The 12,858-nt window shown below is 43.9% G+C and carries 10 protein-coding genes and 2 pseudogenes; 4 read left to right on the forward strand and 8 right to left on the reverse strand.

Going from position 1 to position 12,858, the window contains the following annotated elements; translation table 11 throughout:
• The first annotated feature begins 92 nt into the window (after positions 1-92).
• Positions 93-1,314, forward strand: a pseudogene (locus tag ABD07_RS13650) (IS256 family transposase).
• A 103-nt stretch (positions 1,315-1,417) separates the two neighbouring features.
• On the opposite strand, the gene ABD07_RS13655 reads toward ABD07_RS13650, so the two are convergent.
• The 3 genes from ABD07_RS13655 to ABD07_RS13665 all read right to left on the reverse strand — a co-directional run bounded on the left by ABD07_RS13655 (position 1,418) and on the right by ABD07_RS13665 (position 3,616).
• On the reverse strand, positions 1,418-2,110 hold the full coding sequence (locus tag ABD07_RS13655; RefSeq protein ID WP_160818746.1) for an OmpA family protein: 693 nt from the start codon (positions 2,108-2,110) through the stop codon (positions 1,418-1,420).
• Between the two features lie 36 nt (positions 2,111-2,146).
• Entirely contained in the window at positions 2,147-2,548 is a 402-nt protein-coding gene (locus ABD07_RS13660; RefSeq protein WP_160818747.1) for an exosortase system-associated protein, TIGR04073 family, read from the reverse strand.
• Between the two features lie 369 nt (positions 2,549-2,917).
• The gene (locus tag ABD07_RS13665; RefSeq protein ID WP_160818748.1) at positions 2,918-3,616 is read right to left on the reverse strand and encodes an arginine N-succinyltransferase; all 699 of its coding nucleotides are present in this window, start codon (positions 3,614-3,616) and stop codon (positions 2,918-2,920) included.
• Positions 3,617-3,830: 214 nt separating this feature from the next.
• Here ABD07_RS13665 and ABD07_RS13670 point away from each other — a divergent pair, with 214 nt between their 5' ends.
• Both ABD07_RS13670 and ABD07_RS13675 read left to right on the forward strand, forming a co-directional pair.
• Positions 3,831-4,454 (forward strand): MIP/aquaporin family protein, encoded by a 624-nt coding sequence (locus ABD07_RS13670; protein WP_164502854.1) that lies wholly within the window; start codon positions 3,831-3,833, stop codon positions 4,452-4,454.
• Between the two features lie 91 nt (positions 4,455-4,545).
• Positions 4,546-5,112, forward strand: a complete 567-nt coding sequence (locus ABD07_RS13675) for a DUF2780 domain-containing protein (protein ID WP_160818749.1) — start codon at positions 4,546-4,548, stop codon at positions 5,110-5,112.
• Between the two features lie 119 nt (positions 5,113-5,231).
• Here the strand turns inward: ABD07_RS13675 and ABD07_RS13680 are convergent, their stop codons facing one another.
• Genes ABD07_RS13680 through ABD07_RS13700 form a run of 5 tightly spaced genes read right to left on the reverse strand, consistent with a single transcriptional unit; the run spans position 5,232 to position 12,143 of the window.
• Positions 5,232-8,426 carry a type I restriction endonuclease subunit R gene (locus tag ABD07_RS13680; RefSeq protein WP_160818750.1) on the reverse strand — a complete coding sequence of 1,065 codons (3,195 nt, stop codon included), beginning with the start codon at positions 8,424-8,426 and terminating at the stop codon, positions 5,232-5,234.
• Complete coding sequence (locus ABD07_RS13685; RefSeq protein WP_160818751.1) at positions 8,423-8,773, reverse strand: restriction endonuclease subunit S domain-containing protein; 351 nt, start codon at positions 8,771-8,773, stop codon at positions 8,423-8,425. The genes ABD07_RS13680 and ABD07_RS13685 overlap by 4 nt, the downstream gene beginning before the upstream one ends.
• Positions 8,774-8,790: 17 nt before the next feature.
• Positions 8,791-9,657 carry a restriction endonuclease subunit S gene (locus tag ABD07_RS13690; protein ID WP_160818752.1) on the reverse strand — a complete coding sequence of 289 codons (867 nt, stop codon included), beginning with the start codon at positions 9,655-9,657 and terminating at the stop codon, positions 8,791-8,793.
• A gap of 12 nt (positions 9,658-9,669) precedes the next feature.
• Complete coding sequence (locus ABD07_RS13695) at positions 9,670-10,578, reverse strand: LAPAL motif-containing putative phage structural protein (protein ID WP_160818753.1); 909 nt, start codon at positions 10,576-10,578, stop codon at positions 9,670-9,672.
• The gene (locus tag ABD07_RS13700) at positions 10,575-12,143 is read right to left on the reverse strand and encodes a type I restriction-modification system subunit M (protein ID WP_160818754.1); all 1,569 of its coding nucleotides are present in this window, start codon (positions 12,141-12,143) and stop codon (positions 10,575-10,577) included. The genes ABD07_RS13695 and ABD07_RS13700 overlap by 4 nt, the downstream gene beginning before the upstream one ends.
• Before the next feature lie 506 nt (positions 12,144-12,649).
• Here ABD07_RS13700 and ABD07_RS13705 point away from each other — a divergent pair.
• Positions 12,650-12,858: pseudogene (locus ABD07_RS13705) on the forward strand (hypothetical protein); the annotation flags it as partial.

The raw sequence follows: 12,858 nt of genomic DNA on the forward strand, positions 1-12,858 counted from the left end.
TTGCAGAACCAAGTTTTCAGATCTGGGGGTGTAAATAATTTTGTGTAAATGGTCATTTGGCAGGAAACTGCTTATATATTTTTGGAGTAAAAATGACCACACCCACCCCCCTGCCGACCGGCCTAATTGATAGCCTGCTGGCCGATTACAAAAAGCCAGAAGATTTAATCGGTGAGCATGGTCTTCTCAAGCAACTCACCAAAGCGTTGGTTGAACGTGCCTTGCAAGCAGAAATGGCCGAGCATCTTGGTCACGATAAGCACGAAACGGTAATCAATGCCACTGGCAATACCAGAAATGGTAAAAGTCGCAAGACCCTGAGAGGTGAGTTGCCCATCGAGATCCCCCGTGACCGTGAAGGCAGCTTCGAGCCTCTGATCATTTCCAAACATCAGACCCGTTGGGCGGGATTTGATGACAAGATCCTCTCGTTGTATGCCCGTGGCATGACAGTGCGTGAAATCCAGCAGCACCTCACTGAAATGTATGGCACAGAAGTATCGCCTGCGCTTATTTTCACAGTCACTGACGGCGTAATGGATGAAGTAAAGCAATGGCAATCCCGGCCTCTCGATGCGGTGTATCCTGTGATCTATCTCGATTGTATCCATGTCAAAGTTCGTGACGCTGGTAGTGTTCGTGCCAAGGCGATTTACCTGGCGATCGGCATTAACATGGAGGGCCATAAAGAAGTACTGGGCTTATGGATTGCTCAGACCGAGGGTGCCAAGTTCTGGCTCAGCGTTGTCACTGAACTCAAGAATCGTGGCGTGCAAGATATCTTTATCGCCTGTGTTGATGGCTTAAGGGGCTTTCCCGAAGCGATTGAAACCGTCTATCCACATGCCATTGTACAACTCTGTATCGTGCACATGGTACGTAACAGTCTCAACTACGTCGGCTGGAATAAACGCAAGGAAGTAGCTGCTGATTTACGTTTGGTCTACAGCGCCGCCACGATTGATGAGGCTGAGCAAGCGCTGGCAGACTTCGAAGATAAGTGGGAACAATGCTTATCCGCCGATTGCCCTGTCTTGGCGCAATAATTGGCAGCGCATCATTCCGTTTTTCGACTACCCGCCTGAGATACGGCGCATCATTTATACCACCAATGCGATTGAATCAGTCAATATGAGCCTACGCAAAGTCAGCAAAAGCCGTGGATCGTTTCCCAACGATGAAGCCGTGATCAAATTGTACTATTTGGCTCTCAGCAATATCGCCAAAAAATGGTCTATGCCACTAAGAGATTGGAAACCTGCACTAAACAGGTTTACCATTCAATTTAACGAAAGAATGCCTCGGCATTATTAAACACCATTTACACAAAATCTAGGACACCCCCGTAAATCCTTTTTTTAGGATTAAATAGACTCACCCGGCTAATCTTAATTTAAGCCAGGTGAGTCATTAGCTCTTATTTCACATTTGGACAATCGATGTAATTAGGATGTGACGTGATCACAATCGCCACACGATTTTCCTGATCCGGCGTGTTGTCAAGACCCGCGACTTCACCAATTGCTTTGACAGTTAACTGGTTGGGTCTAGCGCCATTTGCTACCAATTGCTGTACCAACGCATTAGCTCTTTTTTCTGATAAATCCTGGTTATAAGCTGGTTTGCCAACAGTGTCTGTCGACGCAGTAACGATTGCAGTCGCATCGGGATGCGCTTTTAACCAACTAGCCACTTTGCTAATGGATTCATCTTTTGTTTTAAAAGGCACAGAACTACCGGTTTTGAAGTAAGCAACTGTATCGTGAATCGCTTCCCCTTTATGATGGTTTTGGCTATGCACTTCTGTCAGCCATAGACACATTTCTTTCTCAGACTCCAAACGATGACGTGCGGCTGATTTAGCGGCATCCAAAGCTTTTTGCTTCTCGTCGATATTCCAGTAGTGATTCTTCTCAAGATGCCTCAGAATGGTATTAGCCACCTCCAGATCTTCTTCAGATAGTTCCTGATGTAACATGGCTTGACCGTAGTGACCTGATCTGGCTGATTTAATATCGGCTTTCAAATCTCCCGTGTCGATTCTAGGTGTAGCGCAAGCTGTTAGGAAAAGTATCAAAGTTGCGAGTAGAGAGTAATGATATTTTTTCATGATGTTATCCTCGTGATTGAATTAGTCGCAACAGGCTTACTCGCCATCATCCAATGGGCCGTAGTTAGTCCAGTAGCCGGGGTAATGCAAGCCAAAATAGCGGCTATCTTCACTAAAACGATCCCAGACATAGGCTGGTGAGGCAAACTCGCTAGTTGGAATCGGTGAAGTTAAGAACTCAGCGCCACCTACTAGTGTTCGACTCACTCCATGTACAACTCCTCGAATAACACCCCAAGTCATACCTACAAAAATATTTTGGTCATTGGTGATATTAATGATATTTTTCGGGATTTCGATAAATCCGAAAGCAATATTAGCCACGCCCTGGCTTATCTTGTTGGTGAAACCTGTCAGATAGCTTTCTGCTTGGACACTTGATGACATCATTAATGTACTGCTTAGAATGCAGGCAGCCAGAATTTTATTCTTACTCATGTGTAGCTCCTTATTTTTTCTGATTTGAAACTACGCGAGACCATACACAGCCATAAAAAATTGCTGATCCCGCACCGATACCGATCTTTACCTTGAAAAAACACATTCACATGACATATTACATAGTACGCAATAACAATGCACCTCAAAGGGGCGTATGTCAAACTTAATAGTGATGTCATCATTATTTTTAAGAAAATTTAGCTAAATAAGAAGCATATCTAAGTCTAGTGATCTGTAAGTGGATAAGTGGATAAGTGGAAAAAAATGATGTTCGCTCTTGATAATTATTCAGACTTTTCTCATTGAATTAATTGAGCGATTTCACGCGTTAAATGATCATGGTTGAGCTGCACAAATAAAGGTAGATTATTCTTTTAACTTGATGCTGATTTGACCATCCGTGACTTGAATGTCTTCTACGCCTTCCGAGAAGGACTTCCAGAATCCTGGATCGACGCCAAATTCGCTAACTAGATCGATATTTTTTAATCCACCCAGCCAAGCATTGGGGATGGGAATACCCATGATGCTGACACCTTTGAGAATAATAACCGGTTTATCATGCAGATAAGCCATTCCGATGCCAGCATTAAAGCGCAGTGTTTTGCCGCCCAGAACTGGAAAATCTTCTTCAAGCGGAATGAGCAGTTTTGCACTGATGAGGTTACTTGCAAGATCAATAGCCAGCTTTTGCGCAAGATCAGTATTTTTAGCAAGTAGTGCATTCAATTCGCGTTCTGTGAAAGTGATTGTGTGTGGCGCATTTTTTTCTGAATAGGGCTCTGGTTCCAAGAAACCATTTTCATTGATTTCATCACTTTCCTTTTTATGCTTGGATCGTGCTGAAAATCCGAAGTCATAACCGATTGCCTTAAGTTTGTCTTGGAGTGTTCTTTCTTCCTTTGTATCGAGTACAACGGGTGTAAATGCCGTTGTGAAAATGTAGGTCTTGAGTACCCAGTAGGTTCCGGCTATGGTGATTACTATGGTGAAGATAACGATGAGGAGTACATGAGTCCAGTGCATAGTAGAAGTCTTTTGATAAATGTTTTCAGTTGAATTCATGCGAGTGAGTATATCTGCTCAAAAGGGTTAGCATTGCTTTTCGAATTGTATGGTAATAAAAAATAGTTGATACATCAGAGAAATATTATGCTTAAATGGAAATGTATCATTTAAGCAAGCGAGTTACGCAATAAGTTGTTGCGATATTTTGGGTACAAGCCGACTGATATTCTATTTGCATCAGAATGAATACATTGATAGGAGGGCATCGATCATGAAAAAGTTTATCGTTGAGTTTATTGGTACTTTCTTTCTGGTTTTAACTATTGGTTTGACAGTCATACCTGGAAGCGCTGGAGTTATTGCGCCCCTGGCGATCGGTTCGGTATTGATGGTAATGGTTTATGCGGGTGGGCATATTTCTGGAGCACACTACAATCCTGCGGTGACACTGGCTGTCCTGATGCGTGGTAAGTGCTCAATTGCTGATGCGCCAGTGTATATGATCGCTCAGATAGCAGGAGCCGCCGCCGCGGCATGTATTGCGCAATTTTTGGTGGGATCGGGCACAGCTTCGGACACACTTGATGTAACTAAGTCGTTGATTGCAGAATTTTTGTTTACCTTTGCATTGGCTTATGTGGTTTTGAATGTCGCTACCGCGAAGGGGACAAGTGGCAATTCTTTTTATGGCTTGGCTATTGGCTTCATAGTAATGGTAGGCGCCTTTTCTGTAGGAGGTATTTCGGGGGGTGCTTTCAATCCCGCAGTAGCGATCGGCGCCCCATTAATGGGCTTGATGAATTGGAGCAATATCTGGATTCATTTGGTCGCTGATTTTGCGGGCGGTGTAGTGGCAGCATTGGTTTTTAATATGCTAAATCCGGATGATAAATAGAAAGCCTGTAGTTTAATAAGTTTGCGGATGTATTCGAATTACAAATCAACGGCTATGTCATCAAACGGTTCTTAATTAAGGGGTGTAAATTATGAAAAGAATTAAATTATTGACTGGATATTCTTTATTAGGTGCCGCTGTTTTCCTAGTTACCAATTCTTATGCGGCCGACTTAAATGATCTTACGGGCGCAGCCGGTATTCTGCAGCAAGGCACGCAAGCTGGGCAAGCTGCTACTGCGGTTGTGCCAAGCTCTAGCACCGGATTGACTGGGTTATTAATGCAGCAATTAGGAGTGACACAGCCGCAAGCAGAAGGTGGGTCAGGAGCACTTTTCCAATTAGCCAAATCAAAAATGTCGACAGGTGATTTTACAGCCTTAGGTAATTCCGTTCCAAATATGCAAGGGTTGCTAGCCGCCGCACCTGTTGCAAATGCAGTAGGAAGCGGTAGTATGACGGGTAATTTAACAAGCATGGCAGGTAATTTGGGTGGAGCAGATGGAAATTTAGTTGGCTTAGCGAGTTCATTTCAACAGCTTGGCTTAGCACCTGATATGGTACAGAAGTTTATTCCAATCGTTATGCAGTATGTTCAGGGTAATGGAGGTGGTGCAGTTGCGGGTGCACTTCAGTCAGCATTAATGGGCGGATTGTAGTTATTACAGTGAAATTATAAAACAACAATAAACAATCCCGTGGCAAGACCACGGGATTTAGAATAGCTCAAGCTGATGCAGTTCTTCTTTTGGTTTGCCGTATAGTGCAATGAATAATCTTATCGTGCGTATTCTTGCCTATTTCTTCCTGAATAATTGCTGTAAATATGCTGATAAACCAGATCTGTCTTCTCATCTACTTCTTCATCAGCATAAGCTTCCTTCGGTAACCATTGTAAATTATCAATGATGATGGTTTTAACCTGTGCCGTCACTTGCGTGCTTTCACGCCACCGTTCGATTCTTAGTTTTTCCTCTTTTAGGGTAGCTAGTGTTCTGATAGCAATTTTTTTAACTTCCACTTCCTCTTTTTTGGAAAGAGATGGTTTTCTCAGTAAATCAAAGATGGCGAGCGTTTCTTCATCCAATCCTTCAGAAATTGCGCGGGAATCTTCCTCGGTTAACTCCTGCATATAGTTTTGCAGATCATCAAATGCCTTTTGAACGCTCTGTAGGTCTTTACCCTGGTTGTAATCCTCGATAATTTTCTTGTACTTCTCGTAGAACTCTAACCGTAGCGGGTTCTGCTGGATCATTTTCTCCAATTTCCGCTCGATGGCTTCCTGAAGATCAAAGACAATCATATTCTTGTTGTATGATTTCTGGAATGCCTGCCGCAGCTTATCAAAATCCAACTGCCCTAAATCTACGAAATCTTCATCATTACTAGCGGATGATCCAACCGTCACGCTCATGTTTACTTCCTGCTGTAGTCTGCGAATCACATCGGTGATATCCGCGCCATTTACCTTCTGATTCAGCTGCTCATATACGGCTTCAATGGCGTTATGTTCTTTGATGAATGGTTTGATTTGCTCTTCAGGATAGAGCGCTTTGTATTTTCGAAAAACATCACGAGCCTTAAATTCAAACTCAGTGCGTGTTTTTTCATTCAGGCAGACACAATTCATGGCTTTCTGGATCAAAGCCAGCTTTTCCATTGGACTTTTAGCGTTTAACAGCAAATCCAGTTCAAATTCAACGCTAAGTAAGGACTCTCGTGTATTATCGATAGAGCCTTTAAGCTCAACAGCCAAGCCTTCCAGCCGTTCAGCTGGTGTCGTTGAATGATCATCCGAATCATCGCCGCTCTTATTCTTTTTGCCTTTATTGTCGCCCTCACCATAAACAGCATAGGCTTCTTCCAGCTTACGGTAGACATTGCCATAATCGACAATCAACCCATTTTCTTTTTCATCGTCATATACCCTGTTTGCACGCGCGATTGTTTGCATGAGTGTATGGCCTTTAATTGGCTTGTCGAGGTAAACGGTGGAAACGCAAGGTACATCAAAACCAGTTATCCACATTGCGCACACAATGGCTAAGCGAAAAGGGTTTTCTTCATCTTTAAATTCCTTTTCCAGATCACGCTGCACCATTTTCTTGCGATGAGGTTCAATCTCAAGTCCCATAGCACGAAATTTGGCCACTTCGTTCTGTTCACTGCTTACCACCACACACACTTCGGTTTCTGCAACACGTTTGAGGTGATGTTTCAGTTTCAATTCCTCTTGTTGATCCTGGGCTTGTTCAATACGTTTTTTTAGTTCAGCGACATATTGCGGCCAGTATTTCATCACCAGATCGTACATGCGCACGGCGGTGGGTTTGTCGAGTGCAATAAACATTGCTTTGCCCTGATAACCCCGTTCATTAAAATGCCAAACCAAATCCTTGGCGATGGCATCCAAACGGGCTTCCGAGGTCAAAATGGGGTAATCACGTGCAAATTCACGTCTCAACTTGGCACGTTGATCTTCATCGAGATCTTCGCTCTCGATAATTTCCGCCATGTGCTCATCCAAATCTGGATTGTCGATACCCAGCTTTTCACCACGATTCAGATACCGCAACGGCAGGGTTGCGCCATCCTCAATAGCTCGTTTGAAGTCATAAACGGATACATACTCACCAAAGATATTCTTGGTGAGTTCCAATTCTTCCCTGATGATCGGTGTACCGGTAAAACCAAGATAAGATGCATTGGGAATGCCGTGAAAGCGCATATTTTGGGCAAACTTCCCGCCTTGGGTACGGTGAGCTTCATCGGAGATGACGATGATGTTTTTCCGGTCGGTAATCAGTGGATAAACACTTTCTGTCCTTGGATCAATGGAGAATTTGTGAATCAGCGTAAATACATAGCGATGGTTTTCGGAAAGGAGCCTGCGTAAATCATCGCGGCTTTTGGCTTTGATGTTCTCCTCGGTGACTGCGCCCACGCTGGTGAATGTATCGTAAATCTGCCGTTCCAGTTCTGAACGATCCAATACAATCAAGAAAGTATATGAACCACCAAACTTGCGGTGGATTTTCTGACACAAAAATACTATTGAATAGGATTTGCCCGATCCTTGCGTGTGCCAGAATACGCCCAGCTTGCCTTTTAGCGCTTCGATATTTCGGGCTTGCTCTACAACCTTATTCACCCCGATATACTGATGGTTCTTGGCTATTATTTTCACCACATCGCCGCCATCCCCATCAAACAGCAGAAAGTTTTCAAATAGATCAATTAAACGAGTGCGGTCACAGGTGCCGCGTAGCATGGTGTCGAGACTAACAACGCCTTCTTCCTCTTCTTCAATGCGTTTCCAATCCAGGAAGAATTTATAGGGACTGGTTACCGTACCGAGCTTGGCATCAGTGCCATTGCTTAGAATAATAAAAGCATTACAGTGAAAAATAGAGGGAATGCTGTCTTTATAGTCAGTCAGATTGTCGTGATGGGCATTGGCAAGGTCAGTGTGATGCGCTTTGAGTTCAAAAAATACCAGGGGAATGCCATTTACAAAACCCACAACATCGGGACGGCGATGATAGAGATCGCCTACTACCTCAAACTGACGCACGGCAAGGAATTCATTCTCTAGCGGGTGTTCAAAATCAAATACACGCAGGCGTTTGATTTCCATTTCACCTTTATTATTTCGGTAGCTGATTTGTATGCCCTTGGTAAGCAGCGCATGTTTTTCTTTGTTGATTTGCCCTAGAGTTTTATCGGCGGATTTCTCCGTGATCTGATCAATTGCGTGGGTATATGCGGTAGCCGGGAGGTTTGGATTGAGCTTTTCAAGAGCAGCGCGTAAATGCCGCTTCAGAATGACTTCGGACTTATTCTCACGCCCCAACAATCCATTATCGCCGAAGTTTTCTTTCTTCCAAGCATAGACAATTAGCCAACCCAAGTCCTCCAATGCTTGCTGCGTCGCAGCTTCTACCAGTCCATCTTCGGAATATTCATAACTCATGCAACTTCCTTTAATAGATCAGCCGGGTTATAGCTTTCCACGTCAATTACGCCAGTCATCAGGCGTGGAAGCAGGATGTCGCGGGCTTCGCGGAGACGAACATTCTGGTAATGCAGAATTTCAACTTCGCGATCTACAGCATTAATCAGTTGGTTAAACTGGCTTAGTATTACAAAAGAAGGAGTAACAACATCAATCCGATGCATATCGTTTTTGGTCACTGAATTAAAAATTGCTCCACCACCCATCATATCTTCTTCAAAGAATTGTTTCTTCAGCAAGCAATACAAAAATCCTTGCGCATCTTGTTTGTGTCGTACTGCTGCTAGTCCACGACCCAGAATCATTTTCTCTAAAGCGATATTTAGGCGACCAACAGAGGAGCGCGAACACTAAACAAAACATCACCACGTTCCGCATATCGTGAGCCACTTGTGCTCCAGCATGTATTCGTGGGGAAACGATCTCCGTAATCTTTTACACCCTGATGGAATGGAAGCCCATTTCCCTCAAGATTATAGAATTCTGATTTAGGGCTTTGCCCCATTGTGATCTCGCACATATCCCCAAGCTTTGTTCTTTCCCATCCCTCTGGAAGGCCGGTCGTGGGATTGATTGGAGTGGATTCATAACCAGGGAAACGCATACGCACAAACCACTCTTCATAGGTAATCTGTGCCATTTCTTCGAGCAGCTTGATCCGTTTTAGATTGTTTTCGATTAAATCATCATAACGCGAGAGAATATTACCAATTCTTTTCTGTATTGAAATAGGGGGAACTGGAATTTTTAGATGTTCCATATCGCTTACTGCCATATGCGGGACTGTAGCTCCGTAGGCAATACCGTTCACCCAGCCCTGAATCTGGGGGCTTTGCAAGCTATACGCTAAATAATTCCAATCAAGTTTGGTAGGGTCTGGCCTATAGAGAAATAGGCGTTGGCCTAAAAAATAGTTTCCAGTTTTAGCTGTAAATCGCCCAACTTCTCCTGCTGGAGCTTCTCTGGTGAAAACAACATCACCATATTGGGGCTGCGCTCTGCGGATCCATTTTTTAAAGACATTCTCTTCGACATAGCGAACAGATTCGAAATCTATGAATCCATTTTTTACGTTCGTAGTTCTCAACATTTTATAAGGTGTGATATTTTCAGATAGAGGAGCGGTTTTGTTTACACAGTCTATTGCCAGAAAACATAACTCAGATATTGGCTTTAATTCCCACTTCATGAGGCCCTCCATTTATATCAATCTCAACTGCTGAGCAGCAGGCTTGTGATCCTTTACTTCGATAATGGAACGCTCTTTTTTAAGCCCTTTTGAACTACGGAATTGCCGTTCTCTGACTTCACAAACCAAATAATCTCCTTTAGAGAAAGCTATTTCATTATTTGCTATCTTATTCAGAAAAGTAGAGTCTTCAATGGTGGCACTGAATGGTTCTCCTCCATCAGTAACACGCCACTTATTATCCTCCTTAAAGCTCAAGCTGATAATCTGGAGTGTCATGGTGCGAGTTTCATCCGCCAACTCTTCCTCGGTTTCCTCATACTCGAAATACCCGACCTCACTCTTGGAAACTTCAAGGTCGTCATGACCTGACCGTTTAACTTTGATCTTGTCGATTCCATTATTAGACAGGGACGAGATAGACTTCTTGGCCTGCTCCCGCACTGCCACGCTTTCGGCAAGTTGGATCGTGCGTTGATTGGTGACAAAATGGTTGTCGCCGATATGAATATGCACATCGCCGCCATTATGTTCGATCTTGTCCGGTTTTCGGCCTTTCAGAAACTTAACGAGAGCGAACAAGCCGCCTCCCATAGTCACCGTGCCTCCTACAAACTTAAACAGAAGTTCGGTCAGCTCATTGGCCGCCGCAATCCCATCCTTGTTTTCAGCAGCGAAGTCAAACAAGATCTTGGTATTCTCCAGGAAGGACTGGATTAAGGCCAAGTCTACCTCGAAAGATCCTTCAGCAGTGGCCCGTACCTTGACGGAGATTTGAGCCCTATTACCATTGATTTCCTGATTTGCCGCTTGAATCAGTTCACCCATCGCCAGTAGCGCAGGCGCTAAATCTTGTACATCGATTTCGCCGTCATCAACGGAAGGACCGTCAAAAACAAGAGTCATATTGGCCTCGCTCATATCACCCCTTTGAGGACATGTTGCATCAGAGTGTTAGCCTCGCTATTCAATCTTTCTAATTCGCTATGAATCTCACCAAGCCGTGCAGCATAATCAAATCCTTCATCCAATTCGATGGAGTAACCAACATAGCGGCCTGGTGTAAGGCTCCAGTCATTTTCCTCAACTTCCGCCACATCTACAATTTTGCATAGACCCTCGACATTCTCATATTTGCCATTGAGGAAATGCTCTTTCAGCCACGAATTGCTGGTAAATTGCTTGGAAACATCTTCACCGCGATAAGCTTTTACAATTGAGGTTAAGCCTTCCATCTGTTCCGGTGAGAAATCACGCAATGTGGTGTTGATCTGACGAAAAGTATTCCGTGCATCAATCATTAATATCCTGCGCTTGTTTTCTGGCCGCTTGCCACGATCCAAAAACCATAAATGACAGGGTAGCGAACGGGTGTAAAAGAAGTTGTTTCCCACAGCCACGATACAGTCCACTGCGCCGGTTTCAATCAGTTTCTGGCGGATAAGCTTTTCACTCGCCCCCGCATCGGTTGCTGAGGATGCCATGACAAATCCAGCACGGCCATTCTCATTAAGGTAATGATAAAAATATTGAATCCATAGATAGTTGCCGTTATCGGCCCTAGGAATGCCCACATCCTTAAATAAGCGCTTGTCGGTTTTGACGAAATCTTTGTTCTTATCCACCTTGTTGACGTTGAACGGCGGATTTGCCATTACGAAATCGCATTTGCCCACCAGATCATGCGGATCGGAGTAGAAACTGTTGCTCTCGATGATTTTTCCCTCAATACCATGTATGGCAAGGTTCATTTTGGCCAAACGGGTATTATTTGATTTTTGCTCAGTGCCGTATACTTTGATCGCTTCATTTACAGCCCGTTTGCTATGGTCTTTTATAAAATGACCAGTCTGAACAAACATACCGCCTGAACCGCAGGCGGGATCATGAATAATGCCGTGATCCGGCTCGATGAAATTAACAATCAGCTGCACCAGTGATGGAGGCGTAAAGAATTCACCGCCTTCTTGAGCACCTGCACCGCTCATGGAGAATTTCATCAAGAAAAACTCATAAATACGCCCAAACACGTCCCCCTTAAGCGTTTTCACCGAATCTTTATTGAATACCCGGATCAGCTCGCGTAATAAGTCGGAATCCAATTCCTGATAGTTTTTTGGCAGGATACCGGCAAGATCGGGGTAGCTGGCTTCAATCAGACGCATGGCTTCATTAACTGCTTCGTTGACATCATCGCCCTCTGGCAGATTGGCAAGATGTTCATATTGCGATTTCTCTGGCAGCATCATTGCACCGGCAGCAAGGAAGTCAGCTTGCGTTGCAGCACGTTTACCCCGTGGCCCTTCAGGGATAGAGGCTTCGATTGCAATCTTGGCTTCTTCGTAGCGGTTTTGAGCATAACGCAGCAGAATCAGTCCCAATACAGGGTCTTTATACTCCGCTGCCGTCAGCTTAGAGTTGGCACGCAGATTATCAGCAGAATCCCAAAGTTCTTTTTCCAGTTGCTTGATTTGTTCGTTATTCATTCAATACCTAATTTAGCGATTCTGGGGTGTAGCGTATTTCTGGCATAAATTGTAATAAAAATATCACTTACTATCCGCTTAAGTCACAGCTTTGATGCAGTTACAAACTAAAGCTGTCTATTTATCGATGTTTTTAATCCAATATGAGTATTACATCTTTTGTTTCCGTGTGCTTTTGAGGAAGTATTAAATACCGGTCTATTCTAGGCACGGCAAACATTCTCTCATTTTTAACTGCCAATTCAACTGAATGTTTGCTCAAGCAAATCCCCCTCCTAAAACCTTTCAGTCACATATACTTTCTCTGAAGCCACGGCAAACATCCCTTTAAAATGGTTTTGCCACAATTACCAGCTTCAATTCACCAAATTTCACTGATTCATCAGTTTCTTTACCCGTGTTTTCTCCTGATTTTCCTGTTTCTCCCTAATAAAATCCTTTTTTAGCTTTTTTCATCCATCGAGCATCCTCAATGCTCTCATTCCTGATATTTTTAAGGAGTTTCTATGGCTATTCATTGCCCCAAATGCAATTCAACCTTGATCACAGCCCGCAATATGGGCAAAAAAATCTGTTGCGGCATCGGTATTGTCGCTGGCAGCGCGCAAGGTATTTCAAATGCACTCAAAGGTGCAAAAATCGGCGGTGAAGTCGGCGCTTTTTTCGGTCAATCAGCTGCATTCCTGGGTCGATTTGCCGGTGCGCTGATCGGCGC

Origin of the sequence: Nitrosomonas oligotropha, from assembly GCF_009833085.1 — a bacterium.
GTDB lineage: Bacteria > Pseudomonadota > Gammaproteobacteria > Burkholderiales > Nitrosomonadaceae > Nitrosomonas > Nitrosomonas oligotropha.